Here is a 23,319-nt window from a genome sequence, read left to right as displayed (position 1 = left end):
ATTTTTTTTCAAATGTCAGACAAGAGCGTCCAGATCAGCAGGGATACGGCCAGGTCGCCGTGTATCTGGAGGTATTTTTTGATGGCGCGGTTGGCCTTCACAATATGGTCGCTGATGGTCGAAGGGGATATTTTCATAAGGGCAGCAATTTCCTCATAGCTTTTACCTTCCATTTTACACAGGATAAAGACCTGTTTGCGGACCGGCGAAAGCTGATTGATGGCCTGGTTGATATGTTGGAGGCTTTCGTCGTAAATAACCGTTTCCTCGGAGTGGCTGTAATAAAGGGCGGCAGACGAAACGATATAGTCGCCCAGCTTTTTATCCCTTGCCGCCTTGCGGAAATAATCGTACACCAGGTTTTGAGCGATGATGAAGAGATAGGATCTGAATGATTTGGATACGTCGATCTGCCTTCGGTTTTCCCAGATTTTCAGGAACAGTTCCTGCAGTATTTCTTTGGAAGTCTCTTCACATTTGGTCAGGCGTAAAATGTTGCTGTACAGCTGGGCGCTATATTTGAAATAGACGGTTGTGAAAGCCTTTTTGTCCCCATTGATGAGTTCCTGCAAAAGCGGGTCATCTCCAATGGCCTCATTGCTGAATTCCATACTACAACATCGTTCACGAGTTTTCAACAAATATAGGAATATAATGGCAAAATGGGCTTGGGGCGGGTGCACCCAGCGGTAATTCTGACCGTCCGTCAGTTGATCAGCTCACCAACCAGCATTATGGAACTGGCAAACCAGCCATAACCGGCATAGTCGGCCGGGTTGGTGATCGTAATGTTCCTCTTTTTGAGGATCTCAGCTTTATCGAAGGTTGTTCCCGGCACCTGAAAAGTGACTTCATGCGTTCCGTCCGAAAGGTCTTTTACAAAAAACCTGTTTTTCCGGTAGTTGTCGCACCATTGGTCAAACCGGTAAATTTCCGTGGATTTTCGCCCGTCTGCGGTGATTTCAACGATCCCGGTTTTGGGGCCGATGACATCGTAGGCACCCAGGATTTTGCCCTTAAACTTCACCGTGAAAGTAGCGCCGGGATCGGCCTGGTACAATATGGGCATAAATTTGACAAACCTCTTGCTGATCGAATTTGACGCAGGAAGTACCTTCCATTTTTCGTTCAGTTTGAATTGCGACAATGGGATCATCTGCGCCAGCTCCCAGTTGTCCTTTTCCAATGCAGCGGGTAGTGGATGCGTTTTTTGCGCAGTGTTGCCTTCCATCATTTGCATAAAACGGGTCACTTCATTTGCATAAATCGGATGTCCGGAAGCTGTCAGCGGATGCGTTTTGTCTCTTGTAAAAACAATTTTGTCGGGATGTTCCTCAGGATTTCCGGTAAAAATAAGTCTGCCGGCTTCGAGTAAACGGATCACTTCCACGCCCATGTGCACCGAAGGGATCTGATAATGCTCCGCAACTGCTTCCATCGCTATGGCCGAGCTTTGGTATTGGCTATTTTGCATCGGTTCCAACATATTTTCGGCCAGCGTATAGGTAAAGCAGATATCCGCGGAAGGGTATTTTTTCCAGGTTTTGCGGACAATTCCTTCCATGGTTTTCCGGATCTCCCCTTGGTCCCGTCCAAAATCATTGACGGCAAATTCCACAAAAACCAGATCCGGCTCATGCACCAGCACATCGTTATCCATCCTGAAAACACCCAGGTCGGAACCCGTACCGCCAATGGTCGCATTGATTTCATAAAATGGAGTCACAGGGTATTTTTCCCGAAACCACTTGAAAGTAAGGTCTCTCCAGCCATTATTAGCCTCGGTAATGCTTCCGCCAATGTAAGCGATCCGCACTTCTTTTCCCGACTTGATCTTACTGAAAAAATTTGGAAGTCCGCCGCGGATATGGTACGCCTGGAGCGCGCTGGAGTCCGGTACATTGGTGTCAGGTACATCGACTTCAGGCACGTTTTTGCCGACTGTCGGGTCACAACCGGTTTGGACTAAGGCGAAGAATAAGGCCAGTAGATATTTCATTTTCCTAATATATTAAAACCTCGGGTTTTGCTTTGGTACTCCTTTCATTTTATCTATTTAGGTCTGCGGGAGGGGGATGACGGCCAATTTCGTTTGCAGCCAGCCTCAACGCCTCTAACGTATTTACTGCGGTTCCAGTTCGTACAAGGGCCATTCAGTGTATAAATTTCAGAATCAGCTCCGTGCATCGCTCTTTTTGCATCGGTATCCGGAAAGCCGCAATCAAATCCTTTGAGTCCGATTGTTTCTTCACCTGGACCAAAAGCGAGGGCGATTGGGGCTTGCTTCGCCATTTATTTAGGACAAAACCCTAGCCTGCTTCGGAAAAGCATCCGTCACCTAGGAAACAAAAAAGACCACCGCTCGGCAGTGCAACATGGGAGTTTGCATACCGGACTGTGGTCTGAAAGGATTTGTTAAAAAAAGGACAAGGCCTGATTTTTAGTCTTGCTTCGGATGGTTGATCATCCAGCCTATGCCGAATTTGTCGATAAAACTTCCGAAATAGTCGCCCCAGAACGCGTCTTCCAGTGCCATCTCTATCTCGCCCCCTGCCGACAATCCTGCGAAAAGACGGTCGGCCTCTTCACGGCTGTCGGTAAATACGGAGATATACGAATGGTTGCCAACGTTGAGTTTGTGACCCATGGAAGGTATGATATCCGACGCCATCAGTATATCCGATTCGCCGATAGGAAGCGAAATATGCATCAGCCTGTCTTTCTCATTTTCTGCAAGCTGCTCTGCTCCGGGCATATCGGACATTTTTTGTAAAGATGAAAATTCACCTCCGAAAACAGATTTGTAGAAATTGAAAGCCTCTTCCGATCTGCCGTCGAAATTAAGGTAAGTGTTCAGTTTTGGCATGACGAAACAAATTTTAGGTGGATAAATGTTTAGCGCTTTTTAATAATCCAAAATTAGCGGGCTGCTGCACTTACCATACTCCCTGAAACGGACATTTTCAGGGGGTGGTCGGGACAATATTGGTGTCGGAATCGTGATACTAAGTTCATCTTTCCCCAGGGTATTTCAAAATAGTAGCGAAGGGAATCGAATGGGTGTTGCGCAAGTCATAGGTTGTTACTTACTTTGCAATTCAAAGTACTTTTTTTAAATTAAACTATCATGTTTAAAGTTAATGCAGGTTATCTGGGGTTGGCACTATTGCTTTTTTGTATAGAAGTGATCATTGCCATGTTTATGCACGATAAGTTCATCCGGCCTCTGGGCGGCGATTTTCTGATTGTTATTTTGTTATACTGTCTGCTGAGGGGTACAACCACATTGGACGTCCCGGCCGCAGCCATATCTGTTTTGATCTTTGCTTGTCTGATAGAGTTTGCGCAGTTTTTGCAACTCGTCAAATGGCTGGGTCTGGAAAACAACCTGGTGGCCCGGAGTGTGATCGGTACGAGTTTTTCCTGGGCGGATATCATCGCTTATACATTGGGTATCTTATTTGTAGTAGTCATCGAAAAACGGGCTGTGCGCCTCCGGAAAATATGAAATGGTTTGTAAAGGAAGGGTCGATTGTGCGGGAGATATGGGGAAACGCGGATACCATACTTTTCATTTTTGCGGGTGCGTCCGCTGAATTTGCTCTGAATAAGTCGGTGGATTGGCTTTATTTCACAGGGCGGCTTCCTGCCGATCCGCTGGGGAGGCTTTTTTCAACTGTTTCCTATGCCCGGCAGATTGTTTTTTCGGAGCAAAACGCGGCACTGAAAGCCATTGAACAGATCGGCGCGATTCATAAAGGAGTGGAAGAAAAGCGGGGTGCGCGGATCCCAGACAGCGCTTACCGTGATGTGCTGTTCATGCTGGTCGATTATTCCATCCGGTCTTACGAGCTATTGGAGAGAAACCTTACAGAAGATGAAAAGGCAGATGTATTTGAAGTTTTTGGCCGGGTGGGTGAGGGGATGGGCATTCCCGGTTTGCCGTTAAATTATTCCGACTGGGAGGTTATGCGCCAAGCTCATCTTTCGGAAAACCTTATCAAGAGTAATTTTTCGGTCGATTTGTACAAACAATACAGAAAGCATCTTGGTCTGGGAAGATATCTTTTGCTGAAAGAAGTACAGACCCGGATCGCGCCCCAACGCGTGAAAAAGCTGCTCTCACTCGGAAGCTGGTCTTTGTTGTCGGTTATATTGCCGGTTTATAAGCTGATGCGGGTTTTTCGGCTGCACAAGGCCATGAGGGACCTGATCCTGCCGACGGAGTATATATCACAGATTGTTTCGCTGGATACCCGGCGCGAAGATAATTGGCGCGAAGAAGATCTTCGAACAAGCTATTCCAGTTAATAACGGAAACAGACCGGTGAATAATCGATTTTGGCGGATGGAAGTGTGTGTAGTTTTTTGAAGCAGGTTAATTTCTGGTTCAATATGGATTTCTTCAAACGCCTGTTCCGCATTGTTTTATGTTCAACAGCTGCCCTCGTTTTGATTGTGGGGCTGTCTCACAAGTTACAAAGGCGGCTCGAGTCCTGGGGCTGGATATCTGGGCAGGCGCGTTACGGTGATCTTTATGGTTTTTCCTGTTTACGAAAATTCAAAGAGCACGAATTGGGCCAAACCGATGCGCTGGAAGATTCCGATAAACCCGTCAGGAGACATGGTAATGTCGATTTATACATCATCGGGGACAGTTTTACTACGATGGATACCAGTTTTTATGCCGGTGACCGCAACTATCATGTCTGGCTGGAGGTTAATACCGACACCGTCGCACCTGATCCTGAAAAGATATCTGTGCTTGTTATAGAAATTATCGAAAGGAATATTCAGTTGCGGCTGAAAGAGGATTATCAAAAGGTATTTTTCGAACAAGGATTTCAGGTCGGGGTAAGAAAGAAGCTGCCGGAAAAGCTGACGCAGAAGTCGCCTTCTTTCTGGTTCTGTAATTTAACGGAGCAGACCGACCGGCGGATGGAGTACATGCTTTTTAATTTCAGGCCCATTTTACTGATTAAAGAACTAAAGGCCCAACTCGTACTGTCGCTCTTTGGTAGAACACATCCGGGCGCAATCATATCAAAAAATCACGAGCACCTATTTTATGAAGCGGAAGCCAGCCCAAAACATAATCTCTCTTCCTTTTCCGTCATACCCGATTCTTCCATTGACACGGTGGTAGCAAACATGAATGCGATCCGTGCGCACTACCGGGGCCTGGGATTCGATGATGTTTATTTCTGCATGATCCCTAACAAAGTCACTGTCTGTGAGCCGGAGCGATTTCAATATAACAATCAGATAGCACGTATTGAGCGGCATCCCGAACTTCAGGTTCCGTTGTTGTCCATTCGAAACGTGATCAGCGGTCACCCTGAATATTTTCACAAAGGGGATGGCCACTGGAACGCACGGGGAAAGCGCGTGTGGCTAAAAGCCGTAAACAGGCTTGTGGAAACGCTGGACAAAGAAATGTGATACGAAGATAGCGTCTCGGCAAGTCGTTTTGGTGCCCATTATTCCAAAGTCTTCGACCAAGTAACGCCCTGAAAAATGCGGATACAGAATTATTTAATATTTTTGTATGTCAAAGGTACAATGATAACTATGGACGAAGGTCAGACAGTTCATCTCGCGGATGACGACGAGGATGATAGAATGCTTATAAAGGATGCTTTGGAAGAGGCCAATCCCAATTTGACCGTTGTTGAGGCGGAGGACGGGAAAGAACTGGTCGAAAACGTCAGGAAATCGGATGACCTGAGTGAAACCGTTGTGCTCGTAGACATGAATATGCCTAAAATGAACGGAGTTGAAGCAATTAAAGAGCTGAAATCCGAGCCTGGGCTGGCAGAAGTTCCGGCCGTAATGATGTCCACTTCCAGTAGCCCCGAGCTTAAAAAGAAGGCGCTTGAAGCTGGTGCAAATGACTTTGTAGTAAAACCAAACTCTTTTAAGGCTTTGCTGGACATTCTCAAAGGAATATTGACAAGGTTTTTAGGAAGATGATGATACTGTTATACGTTCCTTTACACAACTCCTATCCTTTCGGTGTGAAAAAAGGAAAAGCAGAGGTTGCGCGCGAGCCCGTTAAAGTATTTTTATTGCTATGAAAGAAAAAACAAAAAATTCATCAGGACACACTACCAGGGACGGTTATGCTTATTTGACGAAAAGATTGTTGGTAAGCAAAGCGCAACAAGCAGGCAAAGCTGCGGCTAAGGAAGCTATGGAGTTAATGGGGTACGTTGTGACAGTTAAAGATGGCTGGGTTGTGAAACTTTACCCTGACAATACGATTACTTTGAGAGTTGAAAAAAACGGTCACGACGTTCCTGTTGACAAAATTGAAAGCCGGTATTACAGATCTTTGCAATTGGCCAGAAAAGCATCAGAAATAGCGTAAAGAATTGGAGATGAAAAAATGTGGGACGAAATTGATGAAGCAGATGTAGCAAAATGGTTTTACAAGTATTGTGTTTAGTTTTCTATCAATTCACAATACCACTACTTCATCCCCTTCCCGCAAAACTCCATTCCCGATACTGATCACATTCTGCCCAAAAAGCACTTTTCTATTTTGTTTCCGATAGGTAGCGAGGGTTTTTAGGGGTTCGGTTCCTTTCTTACCTGAATGCTGGTCAATATTCACGACGACGCATCTTTCGCAAGGTTTCTTAACCTCAAATCCAACATTCCCGATTTTAATTTGCTTCCAGGAGTCCTCGGCGAACGGATCGGTGCCGGAAACGATAAAGTTAGGGCGGAACCGCCGCATGGCTACCGGCTCAGCAAGCCTGCTGTTGAGGTCGTCCAGGGATGCCTGCGAGATCATCAGATAAGGGAAGTCGTCGGCAAAACTTACGGTCCGTCCGGGCGCTGCATCAGCATGATTCATTTCCCGGTGAGTGTGCACGGACATAGTTACTATGCCGACATTTTTGCCCAGTTGCCGCGACAGCCATTGGTCAGCCTCGTCGCTTACTTTACGAGCCCAGAAGGTGTCATTCCAGATCTTGACTTGAACGGGCGATTCTGTAACGGGAATGAAAGGTACCGAAACCTGATCTCCAGGTTCAAACCTATTGGATAATATCAGGCCGTTATCATGGAGCATGACATCCAGGGTCGCCATTTTCGGGTTGGCCCGCTGCGTCAGAAATACTCCGTTTTTATCGACGATCATCCAGCGTCGGTCATACTGCAGTCCTTTTTCCTCTACGGACGAAGTTTTCAGCCTTATGCCGCCAAGCGACTTCACGGGATAAATCCAGATTTCTGCGAGGCGTATAGGCATACTGGTTACATGGTTTCATGAAGTTTTTCCACAATGCACTTTGATGCTTCTTCACTGAAATCCAGTCCGGAGTAATCGGGATTGTAGCCGCCGATATAAGGTACCGCCATAATAAAGATCCGCTCGTTTGCAATCCCGTACTCATTCACGACCTGAAAATAGTCGTTGATCGTAACGCCGGTAACCTTCAGGAAATAATCACCGTTCATATTCTGCACCACTTCGTCATGTCCTTCTTTCAACTGTTTTTGCCCCTCCTCTGCAGATTTGAATCGCAGCATTGCCTGGCTTACAGTCTTTCTTGTCAGCAGACTCTTAAAGGGCAGATCGCCGTAGTTCAGGTGCGGTTGTCCGACGCAGTTGATAAATGTTTTGTAGCTGAAAGCGTGGGATTTGTTTTGTTCGTCTTTGAATTTGTAAACAACGCCACCTTCCTTTTTAGGCACTACCTTGCTGTCGGCATCTACGGCAACAATGGTGAGTTTTCCGGCATCGTTCAGTGCCAGCAATTCCTCACAGGAGCTTTGAGGGACAAAAGCAATCACGACAGAAATCAGCGGCATCAGCACTTTTTTCAACCTTAGCATATCCTCGGCAGAAAGATACTTTGCGGGATAATTCATAGTATAACTCAGCTCTGCCAGCATCTCTTTCCAGTATATGGATTCCTTTTCACGTATCGATTTTTCAGCTTCCGCATATTCTTCGCGGAAAAGCTGAAACGGATCTTTTCCCTCCCTGACGGCCATTGCAGCTTCCACGAACGCCTCGATATTCATATTGGAGATTTTCTTGTAAAACTTCGCGTCTTTTTTACGGAAGCCTTTCTTGAAATTTTCGTCAAACAAAAAGTCCAGGGACAGAAAACCATCGTTTTTTGCCCTGTTTTCGGCAATCTCCTGATGTGTCAGCAGGGAGTCGCTGGACAGCTGCGGTTCTTCGAGATGGAAACGGATTGCCGGTAACAGTCCGTTTCTGGAATGCATAACCATCCTGAACTTGCTGTCTTCGTCAGCTGGTATATACACCAGTTTTCCATCGTCTTTTTGCTGAAAAGATCCGTTTTGGCGCGCCAGTGTACGCACAGCATCGATTGCGGTCAGCGATGCACCCCTGATTGCAATTGGATGGTCGATCTTCATTTTAAGCTTGGAGGGCGGATATGGAGAGTCGTAATAGCCCGGAACAGTCCCCTCGTGCTCAATTGGCCAGTTGTGACCTGTGCAGATCACTACCGCATCGAATTCCGCGAATTCTCCTCCTTGTATTTCGATTTGTACCTTTTCCCGCTCAGGCTGATCAGCAATATCTACGACATTGCACCCGAGATGTATCCGCGTAACTATACCGAGTTTTTGTGCCTTTTTTTGTAATAGCTCAAATTGCGATGATAGATATCGCCCAAACAACAACCGCGGGACCACGTGGTATTTTGTGAATTTGTCCGGATCGATATGGAACTGTTTGAGGGTAGCCTCATCGAGCGTTTTGATCCAGTCCTCCATCCCGGTTGCAATGTCAGGAACCTCGTTGGCTGAAACATTCGTAATATGTTCGGCACTGGCGCCCTCCGCACTATAAGGCATGCCGGAGCCCAGCTCTTTTTTTCTTTCGAAAATATCAATTTCATAACCGGTTCTGGACTCGACAAGTCTTTTGTAAACAAACAGGCTGCTAGGCCCTCCCCCAAGAATGGCAATACGTTTTTTATTTTTTTTACCGGCCATAATAATGCAATCCCCGAAATTGAATAGTATAATAATGTTATAGGGAGTGAACCAGATAAATGCCGTGCCAGAGACATGAGCGTACACCAACGTTCGTGGCTGTACGCATTTGAAAGGATTATTAAATACAGTGATTACAACACTTCGGAAATCGAGATGGGTAGCTTTATTTGCCGATCGCCGTTTCTAATTTTGGCCAGTACGAAGCCGGCTTATTGGAGATGATATAGTCAATTTTCGCATTTCCTGCCTCTTCAATGGAAGAAAATGTCCTGTCCAAAGGATGTTTGGAAATGGTTTTGCCTTTGACTTTTTCTTTATTCTTGTGTTTCTTCAAAATTTTTTAACTCCTGTTCTGCTGCAATTTGATTGAGTCGGGTTCTTGCAGGAGTACTTCCCTTAACATATACTTTGGCATCGGGATAATGTTTAAAAAAATGTGTTATAATGTTGATGACTGTGGCCAGAACAGCCTCCATATCTCCATTATTACTTTTAGAAAAAACGTCAATATCGCCGCTCTCGTCGATGTCGCCCATCGCAGATTATAAAAATTCCCCATACCCATTGGCTGAAATATAACTGCCTCATGAATTCGGCTCCTTCCTAAACCAAGGCACTTCGACACCATTCACTATAAATGTTCCTGGTGACGAAGTGCCAATCCTTTTCAATGCTAAACTCCTTCTTGCCTCACTTCCAGTATTTCAAAATGTTTGATGCCGCCGGGCATTTTCCACTCTACTTTTTCACCTTTGCAAAGGCCTATCAGGGCGGCTCCCATAGGGGTAAGTACTGAAATTTTCCTCTCGGCAATATTGGCCAGCGCGGGCATTACAATGCTGAATTCCATTTCGGTGTTACTCATCATTTCCCGCACTTTTACAAGGGAATTCAGTCGTACGCAGCAGGGAGGTACTTTGTCGTCTTCAATAACTATTGCCCGGTTGAGCTCGTAGGATAATGACATTTGATGCATATTTCCCGATGGAAATTGTTCTGCAAATTGTTTCAGCATGCGGAAGTCTTCTTCCCCCAGGATGACAGGGGTTTTCGAATTGTCCATGATATATTTTAGTATTTTATACGGTAAAAAATGAAGCAGGAAAAACCTAAAGCACAGCATCGAACCGGTAGCGGCTACCGGCTGGTTGTATAGGTTTTCGCTGAAAAATTATGATACTCCCCGAACCTGGATGTCAGTATTGGTCCGGGGTGGAAGTGTTGAAGTCCTTGAAATTGGAGATAAAATAAAGCTTGACACAAAAGCTTTGAAAAGACATTGGATTGAAAGCAAACAACGATTCCGTAACAGAAAAAACGCTCCTGTCCGAAATCAACCTGTTTTGATATGTAGTTTGAATGTTTGCCACTGTCGCTAAATTAGCTATCCTTTCCTGATATAAAAAATATAAGCCGGATATCTTCTAGGTTTCCAGCCAGGCTTTGAATGCCGGTGCTTTTTCGCGGCTTACCACTATTTCCTGGGGTGTTTGCGGCCGGAGCTCTACTTTCAGTTTGCCGTTGAAATAAGTATGGATCTTTTGTATGGCGTTGATACGGGCAATAAACTGGCGGTTGAGCCTGAAAAAACTGAGCGGGTCCACAAGTACTTCCAGCTCTTCCAGCTTGTAATCGATCAGATACTGGCGTCCGTCAGCGGCAGCAAGGCATGACATTTCATTGGCGGTATAAAAATAGGCGACGTCTTCCTGATTGACCGGGATCAGCTGTTCGCCGCTTTTCACCAAAAACCTGGTTTTGTAAGTCTTTTTCGTCATTTCCAGGCTGTCGAGCAGGGACTCGACTTTTCGGGCGTAAGCATCGGGCAAAAAATCAGTTTTAATGTTTTCATACTTTTTGATAGCATCTGCCAGCTCTGGCAATTTGATGGGTTTCAGCAGATAATCAATGCTTTTGACCCGGAATGCCTTGATCGCGTACTCGTCATAGGAAGTAGTGAAGATGATCGGGCTGTGTGCCGGAAAATCTTCAAAAATCTGAAAACTGAGGCCGTCCGAAAGTTGTATGTCCGAAAAGATCAGATCCACCGGCTGACCGGAACCGAACCAGCGGCGTGCCGACTCCACGCTTTCAAGTACCGCCACTACTTCAACGCGCGGGTCGAGTTTCCGGATCAGTTTTTCGAGCCGCTCGGCTGCCGGATATTCGTCTTCGATGATCAACACTTTCATATCAGTTTCTATGCAATGCTTTATGCGAGATGGGCCAGCAGCGGAATTTTGACGGTAAAAATGTCCTGTCCTCTGATAATTTCCACCTGTCTGTCGGTAAGGAGACCATACCGGTTGATGATGTTTTGCAAGCCCACCCGTGTGGTTTTTTCAAGGATTGTTTTTTCAAGAATATTATTTTCAATGACCAGGTAATCACTGCCTTCCTGCTGTATCCTTATTTTCAGCGGATTCTCCCGTGACGCAACATTGTGTTTGATAGCATTTTCGATCAGCATCTGAAGGCTCAGCGGGGTGACATGCTTCCGGTAGATATCTGCCGAAAGCTTTGTTTCCACCTGAAGGTTTTCCCGGAAGCGGATTTTATTCAAATACACATAGGCCTCCACAAAAGCGATTTCCTCCTCCACCAGCACAGTATTCTTGTTGCGGCTTACGAGCACATATCTGTATACGTCCGAAAGCCTTTCCAGATAATCCTGCGCATCGGTATTGTCGTCATCGATCAGGGCGGCGAGCGTATTCATGCTGTTGAACAGAAAATGGGGGTCCAGCTGGTTTTTAAGCACTTCCAGTTGCGACTGGACACCTTCGAGCATGAGCGATTCGGTTTTCCGGACGTTCAGTTTCCAGGCTTCAAAGAAATAAACCGCTTCATAAACCAGATATACCAATATGGTGGGTACTATGCTGATCCGGAACCCTGCCAGCAATGCACTCTGATGAAAATAAGGTTTGCAAAAGAGCTCATCCATCACAAATGAAACAGCAAAAACGTAAATGAAGGCCAAAACTGCCTCAGCGAGAATTCGCCGGCTGGTCTGACTGAGCTCAGGAAAAATCCGCCACATTTTGATAATAATAAACCTGTTACCCTCCCACAGCGCAAGCGTGATCAAAGTTGAAAAGAGGACACTGAATGCAAACTGGCGGTTCAGCTGTAAGAAATTCTCAAAATTGAGCATGATCGGAATGACCGCACCGAGGAGAGGAATCCCGATCAGCCTCAGTTTGCGGTCATTCAGTGTGTAAGCTGTTTCTTTCATTATACGCGGGAAGTACGGTCATACCGGCCTGGTTTTTAAGTGCTTGAAATTAAATGATTAGCCCCGCAAATTCCAATTAAAATGTGCAACGGAAATAAGGCACCGGGAAAAACCCCTGCTGGTACTGGTTGACCAGCCGGTTGGTCCTGGGGTTATAAGTCTGCTGGAAAATGTTTTTGCTGGCACTTACATTCTGAAGATCCAATGCAAATTCCATGGTACTCTTCCGCATTTCTTTCCGGAATGTAAAACGCAGGTCTGTGCGGAAATAGGGGTTCTGACGGACGGAAAATGCCTGTGTATCGTCGTAGGACGCACGCCCTATGATTTTTGAGGCTTCGAGGTTGAGAGGTGTAAAATACTTTCCACCCACCAGCGTAGTCCTTATGCTCGCGCCAAGCACATGATCTTTGTTTTTGCCCAGTTTGTATTCCTTCCCGGCCAGTACATTCAGAACATATTTTGTATTAAAAGCCGTGTTGCGCTCAACCTTGTCGCTTCCTTTGTATTTGGAGTCAAAAAGAGAAGTGGTCACAAGGAAATAATAGCCTTGGCTGAAGTATCTCTCCAGGGTCAGTTCGATGCCCAGATTCTTTCCGGAACCTTCATTCATCAGGCTGTCGCGGTCAGACGGTCCGAAAGAGCTTCCCGTGTTCAATGCGGAAAAAGTAGAAGCCCGCTGCTCCACAGGAACGTTGTACAGGACCTGATAGTAAGGCTCGATTTTCAGCAAGAGGTTGTCGGTCAGGCGGTTTTCATAACTCAGCACAAAATGATGGCTTCTTGTAAAATCAAGGTCTTTGTTGGTATAGGAAACACCCGACTCGGTAGGTGTTTGGATAAAATAAGTGTAAATGTTCTGGGCCTGGCTGTTAAGACCATAACCGAGGTTTACCGACTGACCGCGGCCCATTGCATACTGCAGTCCGATCCTGGGTTCCAGGGCGACATTATTGTTGAGATTAAAATGTTGTAAATGAAGGCCTGTTGTGAAAACCAACTTTGGGGATGCACGGTATTTCCATTGGGCATACGCCTGGGTCAGCAAGGTTTTTTCACCTTTAACATCAACCCGCACAGTATCAATCAACCCGCCCTGATAAATGGCCCGGTTATAAAGGTCAAAACCAAGAATGTCCATGGTCACACCTGCGTACAGGCTGCTTTTCGCGTTGATTTTATGCCTCAGATGAAGCACAGCCGAATATTTGCCGGTATTGTATTTCGATTCCCCGCTCAGAAAGGCCTCCCTGGTAACAATGCTGATGGAATCCCCGCTGAATTTTTCTCGGGTAGTACTCATACCCAGCGTCAACTTGGCGAAGGTCCTGGGCGAAAGGGTATGCTCATAGGAAAGGCCCACAATGTTTGTCGCATATCTGACGCGGGTATTGGTGTTTTCGGTTCCGTAAAGATTCGTGAGGGTCGTATCCACTTCATTCCCCAGAAACTGGATATCGCTGCTGCCAAGAATACCGAAAAGGGTAAGTTTGCCATTTTTGCCGGAAGGTACGGCTAACTTGAAATTCAGGTCCTGATAATCGGGTACCGCAGTACCGGTACCTACCTGGATCCCCAGCGCTTTCATAACGCCCATGGTTGAGTAGCGGTAATTCACGAGAAACGAAGCTTTTGAATTCTTGGCGATCGGACCTTCCGCACCCAGTTCAAATCCGTTGAAGCCGATCTGGCCCATAAATTCATGTTTTTGGTTATTTCCTTCCCGGAGCCTGAGATCAAATACCGCCGCCAGTGCATTGCCGTATTGTGCAGGAAATGCGCTTGTCATAAAATCGGATTTGCTGAGCACGTTGTTATTCAGCATGCTCACCGGACCGCCAGTAGCCGAAAATGAACCGAAATGGTTCGGGTTTGGAATATTGAGGCCTTCCAGCTGCCATAGCATCCCGCTCGGAGAATTACCCCGCACAACGATATCATTTCGTGAATCGTCACCCGACACCACGCCGGCAAAGTTGGCCGCCATACGCGACGGGTCGCTCAGAGAACCTGCATAGCGTTTCGTATCTTCTACATTGAACGACCGCCCGCTGACGAGCGCCAGTTCGTTGTTGGTTTTGCTTTTGTCGCCCGAACGATCCGTAGTTACCATTACTTCATTCAGTTGCTGCACCGCCTCCGTCATGCTGAGGTTAAGGATCACTTCCTTGCCAACTGTCACGACTATGTCTGACAAACGTTGTTCTTCGTAACCCACCATGGTGACCCGGAACGACTGCCGGCCCGTAGCCACACCGTTGATGCGGAATTCTCCGTTGACATCGCTGGTCGTACCTACCGGGATAGTGCCCTCAGGCTGTGTGAGCAAAACGGTCGCGCCGATCACCGGCGACTGCGAAACTTCGTCACGGATTACTCCCCGGACGGTTTGGGTAGACTGTTGTGCGGAAAGAGTACCCGATAAAAAAATAATCATGGCTAATAGTAATGCTTTCATTGTCTGCTGTTTTTGATAAATAACAGCACAAAATTTACCAATGAACATTCCAATTAAAACATGGGCCCGGCTCAAGCGTAGAAACCCGAAGGTGAAGCGTCGGGGATGGGCGGGGAATTGCGGGTTTTACCGGAACGTTTTTTTCTTGATGAATTTCTCGGCAGAGCTGTCAAGCAGAACTTTGACCTTGTTAAAATAAGGCTCGGCCAATTTGCTGGGTTTAATATCCCAGCCGCGGTCGTAATTTACAATGCAGGAACCGATGAAACTGTTGGTGTTTTGCAGAATAACAGGATCCCATATTGACAGCTTCGATATCTTTCCTTTATCAATGGCTGATTTTGTCGGAACCTTGGTGATAAGGGCAGAAAACTCATACCTGTCCACCGTTCCCGACAACCATACTGCGCCCTGAATGTTAGGGTCGCCGGAGCGGTCTTTAAATTCAGCCGATATATCTTTCTCTTTGGGAGGTGTAAAATCCAGCTTTTGCTTTTTCAGGTACTCGTCAATAGCCCTCATAGCGTGCTCAACGGGATCCGTTCCGTCAAACTCGCTCAGCTCATAGAGTCTTTTGCTTTGTGCGTCGGTGAGTGTGACGCTTTTTCTTAGCCTTTTTTGACGTATCATGTGTGTAATCATTGAGAATATTTCAAAATTACACAGCTCCGGAGAGCATTCATCGGGTATCAACGGATTTGTTAATTTTTGGACAAAATTTATATTTAATCTTAATACAGATATCCCTGGAACGATGAAAAAGGGGTGATTACCGGCATAATGCCGCAAAAATGATACTGGAAGTAATTTTTTAATGATATTGCGTTTCATTGAAATTGATTTTAAGTAACTCAGACATGATCGATCTTATGAAATTGCTGCGACTTGTATTGCTTTTTATCATCGTTGCGCACAGCGCATTTTCTCAGGGCAAACCCGAGGCTTCGCCCGCTCCGGATCCGTATTATGGCCTTATCAGTGGCAGCGACCTGTCTGACCGCAAACGGATTGAATTAACATCCGATATTGATACAACCTGGGCGAGGTGGAAGGAGAGAGGCTACAGTTTTGGTTTTCTTCCGGCAAGAACACCTATGTACAGCACCGTGAACGGGATTTTGAGTACGCCGTACATGATCCAGGTCAGAGGCAATCCGGACGAAAAGAACAAGAAACGGTGGGGTTATCATGTATTTGAAGGCTACGCCAAAGATGATAAATCAAGGATTACGATGCTGGTCAACAAGCATGTCGAGGCGGCAAAACCCGTGGCCGAGCTGTATTATTATTCGACCGTTTATAACCACGACGAAAGTGCCTACAACTGGTTCAGGATCGGATCCGATGTGCGGCAGCATTCTTTTATGTTCAGCCGGGACAAGGCACTTTTCTATGGGTCCCTCAAACTCACCAATGCCCTCACGCTGGGTAACATTGGGAAAGAGGATGTGTCTGAGACAAAGCCGGAGGGCGATGACGAAAGCAATTTTGAAAAAGATGCGCGATTTGTTAATTATAAGGAACTGAAAACCAGTGGTAACGGTACCATGTTCTACGACAAAGACAATAATATTGTGGTGATCAAGGTCGACGGAAAATGGATGAAATTAGTGGTAGCGCCGCTGCCGGATGATGTAGACTACAAATTCTGATCAGGCCTTCAGCTTTCAATTAATCTGAGATTGATTTGTAAAAATTTAGCTTTGTCTAAAAATTTGATTTTTATTTGTCTAAAATAATTAAGGCAATCTTTCCAAATCGTATGTTCGAATCAGCTATACAGTTTCTTGAGCGCATTGATCCTGTCGCAGCCGCACTATATGCAACGCTGTTTACCTGGTTTGTAACCGCAGCCGGGGCATCTTCAGTATTTCTTTTCCGCACCATTAACCGGACCGTCCTTGATGGCATGCTGGGTTTTACGGGTGGTGTAATGGTAGCAGCAAGTTACTGGAGCCTCCTTGCGCCTGCCATAGAGATGAGTGAGGGCGAAGGTTTTCAAAAGGTGGTACCCTCGGTCGTGGGCTTTTTGCTAGGTGCGATATTTCTTTTCATGCTGGACAAAGTACTTCCCCATATCCACATCAATTTCAAGGAAACAGAAGGTATCAAATCCCCGTGGCAGCGGACTACGCTGCTCGTGCTGGCCATCACATTGCATAATATTCCGGAAGGTCTTGCGGTCGGGGTGTTGTTTGGAGGCGTGGCTGCGGGTGTACCGGATGCGACCGTTGCCGGTGCTGCCATCCTGGCGATCGGCATCGGTCTTCAGAATTTCCCGGAAGGCATCGCAGTTTCCATGCCTTTGCGGCGGATGGGTATGAGCCGCACAAGAAGTTTTATGTACGGGCAGGCATCTGCGCTGGTGGAGCCGGTAGCGGGCGTGCTCGGTGCGGTCGCCGTTTCATTTTTTACACCAGTATTGCCTTACGCGCTCGCCTTTGCTGCCGGAGCGATGATCTTCGTAGTGGTGGAAGAAGTAATCCCGGAAACACAGCAGGATAAAAATACCGACATAGCAACGCTCGGTTTTATCGGAGGCTTCGTCGTGATGATGAGCCTCGATGTTGCTTTGGGATAGATTTTTAAAAAAATAATTTCGGATGGTATCATGGACATTGACAGACTTCCTGTACAGCTCGAGTTTTTTAATCAGATCCGGGCCAGCCTTCCGTCCCACGAAACGCTGGTCGATGTTGTCGCCGATATCCTACGCGTCAGCAATGACAGTGCCTACAGAAGGATAAGGGGTGAAACACCTATCAGTTTTGACGAAATCGGCAAATTAAGCAGGCATTTCAAAGTGTCTGTTGATAAACTGCTGAATGTCAAAGCAGATTCTTATATTTTCAACGGTAAGCTTGCCAATACCCAGGATCATATCCTGGACAAATGGCTGGAAAATGTACTGGCTCAGTTTGAGTTCATGCGCAGTTACCCTGGCTGTAAGCTGTACTACCTGGCCAAGGACCTGCCCCTCGCACATTTCTTCCAGATTCCGGAGCTGGCCGCTTTTAAGTTTTTCTTTTGGCAAAAATCCATTCTCCAGTACGACGAAATGCGGGGCTCCCGTTTTGAGATCGGACAAATAGACCCGACTTGCAAAATGCTTTCCGAAAAAATTGTAGCAACCTACAACAGCATATCGACCATAGAAATATGGAATGCTGAGAGCGTCAACAGTACTATCCGGCAAATTGAGTTCTATCGGGATTCTGATATTTTTTATTCCAAATCTGAATTACTGATGATGTGGGATATTATGGAAGAACTTATCAACCATCTGGAAAGACAGGCCGAGTGCGGGCTTAAATTTGCCTTCGGACAGCACCCACAGCCGGGCATGGCGTCTTACGAGATGTTTAACAATGAACTTATTTTGGGTAACAATACCGTTTTTGCCGATTTTGGTAGCTTTAAGCTGACATTCTTAAATCATTCGGTAATCAATTACATATCAACGCAGGACGACCGTTTTAATAATTACATGTATGCAGGTATTGAGAATATGATCAGAAAGTCGGAGCAACTGAACAATGTGAACGAAAAAGGCAGACTTAGTTTTTTTAATCGTCTCAGGCATAAAATATATGACGCCAGAAAAACCAACTGACCTTATCCGGAATTCCGAGCCAGCGCGATCTTCTTTTTTAACGCATTAAAGAATATTTTTCGGTCTTTCTCTCCAGCCCAGCTGACAGGTGTGGACCGGGAGATCATATTTTGCAGCATTTTGAATGTGAAGCCGCAGAACGTTTCATCACTAGTGGTCATGTAGTTGATAAAGCTGTGGTTAAGGAACGTGATTTTTGTGTCGCCCAAATCGGCCACAATGGTATCTTCTCCTATAAACAGTTCGTTATTATATAAGTTAAAAGCAGATGCCTGGGGCCCGGGTTTTTCTCCGAAACTGTATTTTTTTCCCAATTCGGCCTGGTTCTCCAGATGGTTGACCATTAGCTCAAGTGTATCGAAGAGTGAATTATAATCATCTTTCGATGCAATTTGTCCGGTATATTGATAAAACTGTATTTGCTTGATCACACCATTAAAACATTCCGAACTCCATATCTCGGTACTTGGAATAGTGTTGTACATTTTCACAATCTCGGCGGCCGTATGACTGAACATGGGGTGTATCTCGCCGATCGAGAATTTAATCCCGCGTGTTTGGCTGGAAGAAAGAAAAGAACGCTTTCTGAAAAATTCTTTGAATGAAGCCAGGGCAGGAAATTGTAGCAGGTACACAAAAGGGACGTCTTTTGCAAGGTAATAAACGTGGTGATTCGGTTTTGCCTTGATGTAACTGGTGATGTTGCTGAGGTTTTTGAGCCAATTTTCGATGTCGTAGTTTGTCTCATCCATCAGATGCCCCTGAAAAGTAAAAGCTTTGTTCTGAAGGTTCAGTAACCGGTCCACGGACAGGTCGTAATGCGAGGAAAGTTTCTGCAGTTCGTCGAGCGATATTTGTTTTTCACCTCTGATCCTTCTATATGCGCTGTCCTGGCTGATGTATAGAAGTTCAGCTACGGAATCGGCCAGGGATATATTCCGGGGAATCTTTTCACGGATTTCCCGGAAGAGCATGGCTTGGATTTTTTCGGCATTCATATATAGAGGAGCGTTTTGTTGGAGGGCCGTCCTTTTATTCTTAAAAATTACTTGAAAATAGCTAATAATCAGGAATTCTCGGATGCCATGGAGCTCCCCGCTGACAAAATTTACGCTTCGTCCGCATTTTCTGCAACAACCCCCTCGGCAGGCTCAGAAATCAATTCGCAACGCGCGTTTGGTATAGCTAGTTTTGGTTCGAAGACAGATCGTTACGTGCTCCCGGTCTTCGACGGTACGATCGGGAAATCTTTTGCTGACGGTTGATTTTTTGATGGTTACCACAAATAGAATTCCAAGGTTGTTATACATATCGTTTAATTCCAAACATTATGATATCGTCTGAAAATATCTACACGCTCCTGACGCCGCTGGTGCTCTTATTTATCATCCTCGAACTTATTTTTTGTCTTTGGTACAAAAAGGATTACATCTCTTTCCCGGAGGCAATCGCCAATTTCGGTACGATGTTGGCCAGCCAGACCGTCAATGTGCTGGTGGCTGCCGGTGTATACGCGGTTTATGGTTATTTATGGGAGAATTTCCGGCTCATCGATACGATTGTAATGAACTGGTTTACCTATTTGTTATTGCTGGTGGGCATTGATTTTATCTTCTACTGGGTTCATAGGTGGGGGCATTCGATCAACATTATGTGGGCCGCCCACTCGCCACATCATAGCGCACAGGAAATGAATTTCCTGGTCGCGCTCCGCGCCAGTGTGACGCAACGGTTATTTGCATTTTTCTTCTTCTGGCCGCTTACGATCATCGGCTTTACACCATTTGATATTTATCTGGTTACCGCAGTACATTTGTTCATCGCTTTTCTGCATCATACAGAGTGTGTTCCAAAACTTTGGGGCTGGATTGAATATATATTTACCACTCCCTCGAGTCACAGAGTCCACCACGGGGTAAATTTCAAATATCTCGACAAGAACTTCGGCGAGTTTCTGATTATTTGGGACCGGATGTTCGGCTCTTACGAAGAAGAAACGAATAAGGTAGTTTACGGGATGTACGGCCAGGCGCATACGTGGAACCCGGTCATTATTAATTTTCATTATTATCATATTCTCTGGAAGGATGCAGCCGCGACGGCTAACAGGTGGGATAAGATACGGATATGGTTCATGCCGGTGGGCTGGCGGCCAGCAGATCTTCCACCGAAGCCCACTTTTGAGGAAATTACCCTGGCCTCACAGCAGAAAATCCAGACGTTCCCTTTCCCGGGAGCCAAGTCATATCTGGTTCCGGCGGCAGCATTCGGTATCATTCTGATGTTGCTGGTTATCAGCCCGGCCAGCACCCTCTCCACAGCACAAAGGGTAGTTTTAAGCATTCTATTGTGGCATTTTGTAATCAACTGGGCCGGAATTTTGGAAGGAAAACCTTGGCTTTTTGTATCTGAGATGATCCGTATAGTTATTGCCCTGCCAGTAATGATTGTTTTTTGCGGTCTTACCGAAAAGCCTTTATTGCTCGCTCTTTGCATCGCCTACCATCTTTTTTGTCTTGTCAGAACAATTCAGTTCCACATCCGGCCTTCCCAGTTCTGAACTTTCCATTTAAAGCGCAACTCCAAATGAAAAAGCTGTTCCCCCTTTTCCTCTTCATTTTTGTTTGTTCTCCATCTTTGGCCCAGCCGGTACAAACTGTTCGCGGACGTGTGCTGGACAAAGAAGCAAAATACCCGCTGGTGGGTGTGACCGTGAGAATTCTCGCTGCAGGCATTACCGGTCAGGGTGATGTTACAGACGCCGAAGGATATTTCAGAATTTTAAAAGTACCTGTGGGACGGCAGTCGCTGATACTGACACTGGTCGGTTACAAAGAGATTTTTTTAAACAATATTCCGGTGGAAGCCGGCAAAGAATTTATCCTGAACCTTGAAATGGAAGAATCTGTCACCGAGCTACAGATGGTTACAGTAAAGGCAAAGAAAAATGGGGAGGCGTCTAATGAAATGGCGGTGGCCAGTGCCAAACAATTTTCGGTGGAAGAAACCGGCCGGTATGCAGGCAGCCGAGGAGAACCGGCAAGAATGGCTTCCAATTTTGCCGGGGTGCAGGGAGCGGACGATTCCCGAAATGACATTGTGATCAGAGGCAATGCTCCGTCTGGGCTGTTATGGAGAATAGAGGGAATTACCATCCCCAATCCTAATCATTTCGCCGAAGCCGGGTCTTCCGGAGGTCCGGTGAGCATTATCAATAACAAGTATCTAGCGAATTCCGACTTTTTTACCGGCGCCTTTCCTGCCGAATTCGGGAATACCGTTTCGGGGGTATTTGATCTGAAATTAAGAAACGGCAACAATGAAAAGTATGAGACGGCAGCGCAGTTCGGTTTTTTGGGAACCGAGCTTACTTCAGAAGGGCCAATTTCCAAAAAGAACAAATCGTCTTACCTGGTTACGGGCAGGTACGCCAACTTGTGGCTCTTCAAGAAACTGGGTATCGACATCGGCACCGCTGCTACGCCCAGTTACGCAGATGGCTTTTTGCGGATGAATTTTCCATTAAGGCAGGGAAATCTTGCATTTTGGGCACTGGGAGGTACCAGCGCCATTACTATATTGTCGAGTACGCAAACAGTATCGGACCGCAATATCTTTGGTCAGAACGACCGCGACCAGCACTACGCTTCCAATATGAAAGTCGCCGGAGCTACCTACAGCCACTCATTTAGTAAAAGCTTGTTTTTTAAATCTACTGTGGCGATTTCCAATAATGTCCAGGATTCTGAACATGGTTACTTGTTCCTGCAAAAGGATCATGCAGGCCATGCGGTAGTCGAAAATGATCGCTACCGCATTGATTCCATACGGCCTATGCTGGATTTCAGACTTTCAGAAACCAGATATTCCGTTTCTGCGGCTATCAATAAAAAATGGGGAGCTCGCAGTACGCTGAGGGCGGGATTGAATGCAGATATTATCTCGTTTACCGGTACCGACAGTGTCAGGATATTTGAATTGGACCGTCAGCTGTGGTCTCCCTGGAATGTCAGAAGCAATGTATCAGGTCAGAGTTTTGCCAATTTACAGCCTTTTATACAGTACCGCCGGTACCTGACCGAAAACCTGTCGGTAAGCCTGGGTGTTACCAGCTTTTTGAGCTTCGCTAACAGCAAAAGCAAATCCTGGGCGGAACCCAGGGGCGGACTATCGTTGGAGTTGCCAAGACGTCAGAAACTCACTTTTTCAGCAGGATTGCATAGTCAGTCATTGCCTACTTACCTGTATGCTTACCGTCCGGCAGTTACTTCCGGCGTACGGCCTTTTTCGCCCGGGGAGGTCGGGTTAACCAAGAGTATTCACGTCGTCGTCGGATATGCAAGATCGCTTGGGGAAAACATGAGATTATTGTCGGAAATATATTACCAGCATCTGTTCAATGTTCCGGTAACTTACAGGACGTCTTCTTTTTCAATTTTAAATGCAGTTGACGGGGCAAACAGGTTGTTGCCGGAAGCCTTGGTCAACACAGGTAAGGGCAGGAATTATGGAATGGAAGTGACTCTTGAAAAATTTTTTAGCAACAACTATTCTTTCCTTTTGACAACATCCATTTTTAATGCCAAATACAGGGGGACAGATATGGTCTGGAGAAATACCAATGTCAACGGGCAGTTTGCGGTCAATACACTGTTCAGCCGAGAGTTCGTTTTCAAGAAAAGAAAAATACTGAATATCGGGGCCAAGTTTACGGCTACCGGCGGACGCTGGTATGGAATTGTTGATTCCGAAGCCTCACGCCTTGCGCAGGATATTGTATATGAAGACGCTACAAGGAACAGCAGACAGTTCAGGCCCTACAACCGGTTTGATATAAAAATGGAATACAAGATCAACAGAAACCGCCTCACACATACGATTGCGGTTGACCTTGTGAACGTGTTAGGCATGCGGAATTTATTAAACCTCTCCTACATGCCAGAAGCGCCCCATTACAGGCAGGAATATCAGCTGGGCTTTCTACCGTTGTTTTTTTACCGGATCGACTTTTAAACAGTT

The 23,319-nt window shown here is 46.0% G+C and carries 24 protein-coding genes; 11 read left to right on the top strand and 13 right to left on the bottom strand.

Annotated features, from left to right (window positions below):
- Positions 1-8: 8 nt before the first annotated feature.
- The 3 genes from FBF61_RS02605 to FBF61_RS02595 all read right to left on the bottom strand — a co-directional run bounded on the left by FBF61_RS02605 (position 9) and on the right by FBF61_RS02595 (position 2,866).
- Positions 9-611 carry an RNA polymerase sigma factor gene (locus tag FBF61_RS02605; RefSeq protein ID WP_138475604.1) on the bottom strand — a complete coding sequence of 201 codons (603 nt, stop codon included), beginning with the start codon at positions 609-611 and terminating at the stop codon, positions 9-11.
- 95 nt (positions 612-706) lie between these two features.
- A complete protein-coding gene (locus tag FBF61_RS02600; protein ID WP_138475603.1) occupies positions 707-1,999 on the bottom strand; it encodes an SGNH/GDSL hydrolase family protein in 1,293 nt (430 codons plus the stop codon).
- 441 nt (positions 2,000-2,440) lie between these two features.
- Positions 2,441-2,866, bottom strand: a complete 426-nt coding sequence (locus tag FBF61_RS02595) for a VOC family protein (protein WP_138475602.1) — start codon at positions 2,864-2,866, stop codon at positions 2,441-2,443.
- A 261-nt stretch (positions 2,867-3,127) separates the two neighbouring features.
- Between FBF61_RS02595 and FBF61_RS02590 the strand changes: the two genes are divergently transcribed.
- The 5 genes from FBF61_RS02590 to FBF61_RS02570 all read left to right on the top strand — a co-directional run bounded on the left by FBF61_RS02590 (position 3,128) and on the right by FBF61_RS02570 (position 6,370).
- Positions 3,128-3,508, top strand: coding sequence for a ribosomal maturation YjgA family protein (locus FBF61_RS02590; protein ID WP_138475601.1), 381 nt, complete (start codon positions 3,128-3,130; stop codon positions 3,506-3,508).
- Entirely contained in the window at positions 3,505-4,311 is an 807-nt protein-coding gene (locus tag FBF61_RS02585; RefSeq protein WP_138475600.1) for an oxygenase MpaB family protein, read from the top strand. The genes FBF61_RS02590 and FBF61_RS02585 overlap by 4 nt, the downstream gene beginning before the upstream one ends.
- Before the next feature lie 84 nt (positions 4,312-4,395).
- Positions 4,396-5,442: a hypothetical protein gene (locus tag FBF61_RS02580; RefSeq protein WP_138475599.1), complete on the top strand. Its 1,047-nt coding sequence runs from the start codon at positions 4,396-4,398 to the stop codon at positions 5,440-5,442.
- A 129-nt stretch (positions 5,443-5,571) separates the two neighbouring features.
- A complete protein-coding gene (locus FBF61_RS02575; RefSeq protein WP_166444402.1) occupies positions 5,572-5,973 on the top strand; it encodes a response regulator in 402 nt (133 codons plus the stop codon).
- Positions 5,974-6,073: 100 nt separating this feature from the next.
- Entirely contained in the window at positions 6,074-6,370 is a 297-nt protein-coding gene (locus FBF61_RS02570; protein WP_138475597.1) for a hypothetical protein, read from the top strand.
- A gap of 90 nt (positions 6,371-6,460) precedes the next feature.
- Here FBF61_RS02570 and FBF61_RS02565 read toward each other — a convergent pair whose 3' ends face one another.
- From FBF61_RS02565 to FBF61_RS02530, 9 genes are all read right to left on the bottom strand, one after another.
- The gene (locus FBF61_RS02565; RefSeq protein ID WP_138475596.1) at positions 6,461-7,261 is read right to left on the bottom strand and encodes an MOSC domain-containing protein; all 801 of its coding nucleotides are present in this window, start codon (positions 7,259-7,261) and stop codon (positions 6,461-6,463) included.
- A 5-nt stretch (positions 7,262-7,266) separates the two neighbouring features.
- Positions 7,267-8,988, bottom strand: a complete 1,722-nt coding sequence (locus FBF61_RS02560) for an FAD/NAD(P)-binding protein (protein WP_138475595.1) — start codon at positions 8,986-8,988, stop codon at positions 7,267-7,269.
- Positions 8,989-9,154: 166 nt separating this feature from the next.
- Positions 9,155-9,325: a hypothetical protein gene (locus tag FBF61_RS34420; RefSeq protein ID WP_166444401.1), complete on the bottom strand. Its 171-nt coding sequence runs from the start codon at positions 9,323-9,325 to the stop codon at positions 9,155-9,157.
- Positions 9,306-9,527: a DUF6934 family protein gene (locus tag FBF61_RS02555; protein WP_138475594.1), complete on the bottom strand. Its 222-nt coding sequence runs from the start codon at positions 9,525-9,527 to the stop codon at positions 9,306-9,308. The genes FBF61_RS34420 and FBF61_RS02555 overlap by 20 nt, the downstream gene beginning before the upstream one ends.
- 137 nt (positions 9,528-9,664) lie before the next feature.
- A complete protein-coding gene (locus FBF61_RS02550) occupies positions 9,665-10,054 on the bottom strand; it encodes a GreA/GreB family elongation factor (RefSeq protein ID WP_138475593.1) in 390 nt (129 codons plus the stop codon).
- A gap of 361 nt (positions 10,055-10,415) precedes the next feature.
- Positions 10,416-11,183: a LytR/AlgR family response regulator transcription factor gene (locus FBF61_RS02545; protein ID WP_138475592.1), complete on the bottom strand. Its 768-nt coding sequence runs from the start codon at positions 11,181-11,183 to the stop codon at positions 10,416-10,418.
- Between the two features lie 20 nt (positions 11,184-11,203).
- Positions 11,204-12,229, bottom strand: coding sequence for a sensor histidine kinase (locus FBF61_RS02540; protein ID WP_138475591.1), 1,026 nt, complete (start codon positions 12,227-12,229; stop codon positions 11,204-11,206).
- Between the two features lie 76 nt (positions 12,230-12,305).
- Positions 12,306-14,687 (bottom strand): TonB-dependent receptor, encoded by a 2,382-nt coding sequence (locus FBF61_RS02535; RefSeq protein ID WP_138475590.1) that lies wholly within the window; start codon positions 14,685-14,687, stop codon positions 12,306-12,308.
- Positions 14,688-14,813: 126 nt separating this feature from the next.
- Positions 14,814-15,317, bottom strand: coding sequence for a DUF7678 domain-containing protein (locus tag FBF61_RS02530; RefSeq protein ID WP_138475589.1), 504 nt, complete (start codon positions 15,315-15,317; stop codon positions 14,814-14,816).
- A 227-nt stretch (positions 15,318-15,544) separates the two neighbouring features.
- Between FBF61_RS02530 and FBF61_RS02525 the strand changes: the two genes are divergently transcribed.
- The 3 genes from FBF61_RS02525 to FBF61_RS02515 all read left to right on the top strand — a co-directional run bounded on the left by FBF61_RS02525 (position 15,545) and on the right by FBF61_RS02515 (position 18,300).
- Positions 15,545-16,339, top strand: coding sequence for a hypothetical protein (locus FBF61_RS02525; protein ID WP_229214888.1), 795 nt, complete (start codon positions 15,545-15,547; stop codon positions 16,337-16,339).
- A gap of 110 nt (positions 16,340-16,449) precedes the next feature.
- Positions 16,450-17,268 carry a ZIP family metal transporter gene (locus FBF61_RS02520; protein ID WP_138475588.1) on the top strand — a complete coding sequence of 273 codons (819 nt, stop codon included), beginning with the start codon at positions 16,450-16,452 and terminating at the stop codon, positions 17,266-17,268.
- Between the two features lie 30 nt (positions 17,269-17,298).
- On the top strand, positions 17,299-18,300 hold the full coding sequence (locus FBF61_RS02515) for a helix-turn-helix domain-containing protein (protein WP_138475587.1): 1,002 nt from the start codon (positions 17,299-17,301) through the stop codon (positions 18,298-18,300).
- A gap of 2 nt (positions 18,301-18,302) precedes the next feature.
- Here FBF61_RS02515 and FBF61_RS02510 read toward each other — a convergent pair whose 3' ends face one another.
- On the bottom strand, positions 18,303-19,298 hold the full coding sequence (locus FBF61_RS02510) for a helix-turn-helix domain-containing protein (RefSeq protein ID WP_138475586.1): 996 nt from the start codon (positions 19,296-19,298) through the stop codon (positions 18,303-18,305).
- 51 nt (positions 19,299-19,349) lie between these two features.
- Between FBF61_RS02510 and FBF61_RS02505 the strand changes: the two genes are divergently transcribed.
- The 3 genes from FBF61_RS02505 (at position 19,350) to FBF61_RS02495 (ending at position 23,313) form a co-directional block, all read left to right on the top strand.
- Positions 19,350-19,565 carry a hypothetical protein gene (locus FBF61_RS02505; RefSeq protein WP_138475585.1) on the top strand — a complete coding sequence of 72 codons (216 nt, stop codon included), beginning with the start codon at positions 19,350-19,352 and terminating at the stop codon, positions 19,563-19,565.
- 65 nt (positions 19,566-19,630) lie between these two features.
- A complete protein-coding gene (locus FBF61_RS02500) occupies positions 19,631-20,860 on the top strand; it encodes a sterol desaturase family protein (protein WP_138475584.1) in 1,230 nt (409 codons plus the stop codon).
- Between the two features lie 26 nt (positions 20,861-20,886).
- Entirely contained in the window at positions 20,887-23,313 is a 2,427-nt protein-coding gene (locus FBF61_RS02495; RefSeq protein WP_138475583.1) for a TonB-dependent receptor, read from the top strand.
- Positions 23,314-23,319: the final 6 nt, after the last annotated feature.

The sequence above is a fragment of the Dyadobacter bucti genome (assembly GCF_005869225.1).
In the GTDB taxonomy this organism is placed as follows: domain Bacteria; phylum Bacteroidota; class Bacteroidia; order Cytophagales; family Spirosomataceae; genus Dyadobacter; species Dyadobacter bucti.
Note: the sequence above shows the minus strand (reverse complement) of the source record. Positions and strands in the feature narration are given on the sequence as shown.

Coding starts and splice junctions, on each gene's coding strand:
- FBF61_RS02550 (WP_138475593.1), bottom strand. CDS start 10,054: ATGGACAATTCGAAAACCCCTGTCATCCTGGGGGAAGAAGACTTCCGC.
- FBF61_RS02590 (WP_138475601.1), top strand. CDS start 3,128: ATGTTTAAAGTTAATGCAGGTTATCTGGGGTTGGCACTATTGCTTTTT.
- FBF61_RS02560 (WP_138475595.1), bottom strand. CDS start 8,988: ATGGCCGGTAAAAAAAATAAAAAACGTATTGCCATTCTTGGGGGAGGG.
- FBF61_RS02585 (WP_138475600.1), top strand. CDS start 3,505: ATGAAATGGTTTGTAAAGGAAGGGTCGATTGTGCGGGAGATATGGGGA.
- FBF61_RS02510 (WP_138475586.1), bottom strand. CDS start 19,298: ATGAATGCCGAAAAAATCCAAGCCATGCTCTTCCGGGAAATCCGTGAA.
- FBF61_RS02565 (WP_138475596.1), bottom strand. CDS start 7,261: ATGCCTATACGCCTCGCAGAAATCTGGATTTATCCCGTGAAGTCGCTT.
- FBF61_RS02605 (WP_138475604.1), bottom strand. CDS start 611: ATGGAATTCAGCAATGAGGCCATTGGAGATGACCCGCTTTTGCAGGAA.
- FBF61_RS02600 (WP_138475603.1), bottom strand. CDS start 1,999: ATGAAATATCTACTGGCCTTATTCTTCGCCTTAGTCCAAACCGGTTGT.
- FBF61_RS02555 (WP_138475594.1), bottom strand. CDS start 9,527: ATGGGCGACATCGACGAGAGCGGCGATATTGACGTTTTTTCTAAAAGT.
- FBF61_RS02535 (WP_138475590.1), bottom strand. CDS start 14,687: ATGAAAGCATTACTATTAGCCATGATTATTTTTTTATCGGGTACTCTT.
- FBF61_RS02525 (WP_229214888.1), top strand. CDS start 15,545: ATGATCGATCTTATGAAATTGCTGCGACTTGTATTGCTTTTTATCATC.
- FBF61_RS02545 (WP_138475592.1), bottom strand. CDS start 11,183: ATGAAAGTGTTGATCATCGAAGACGAATATCCGGCAGCCGAGCGGCTC.
- FBF61_RS02495 (WP_138475583.1), top strand. CDS start 20,887: ATGAAAAAGCTGTTCCCCCTTTTCCTCTTCATTTTTGTTTGTTCTCCA.
- FBF61_RS02520 (WP_138475588.1), top strand. CDS start 16,450: ATGTTCGAATCAGCTATACAGTTTCTTGAGCGCATTGATCCTGTCGCA.
- FBF61_RS02575 (WP_166444402.1), top strand. CDS start 5,572: ATGGACGAAGGTCAGACAGTTCATCTCGCGGATGACGACGAGGATGAT.
- FBF61_RS02540 (WP_138475591.1), bottom strand. CDS start 12,229: ATGAAAGAAACAGCTTACACACTGAATGACCGCAAACTGAGGCTGATC.
- FBF61_RS02515 (WP_138475587.1), top strand. CDS start 17,299: ATGGACATTGACAGACTTCCTGTACAGCTCGAGTTTTTTAATCAGATC.
- FBF61_RS02500 (WP_138475584.1), top strand. CDS start 19,631: ATGATATCGTCTGAAAATATCTACACGCTCCTGACGCCGCTGGTGCTC.
- FBF61_RS02530 (WP_138475589.1), bottom strand. CDS start 15,317: ATGATACGTCAAAAAAGGCTAAGAAAAAGCGTCACACTCACCGACGCA.
- FBF61_RS02570 (WP_138475597.1), top strand. CDS start 6,074: ATGAAAGAAAAAACAAAAAATTCATCAGGACACACTACCAGGGACGGT.
- FBF61_RS02595 (WP_138475602.1), bottom strand. CDS start 2,866: ATGCCAAAACTGAACACTTACCTTAATTTCGACGGCAGATCGGAAGAG.
- FBF61_RS02580 (WP_138475599.1), top strand. CDS start 4,396: ATGGATTTCTTCAAACGCCTGTTCCGCATTGTTTTATGTTCAACAGCT.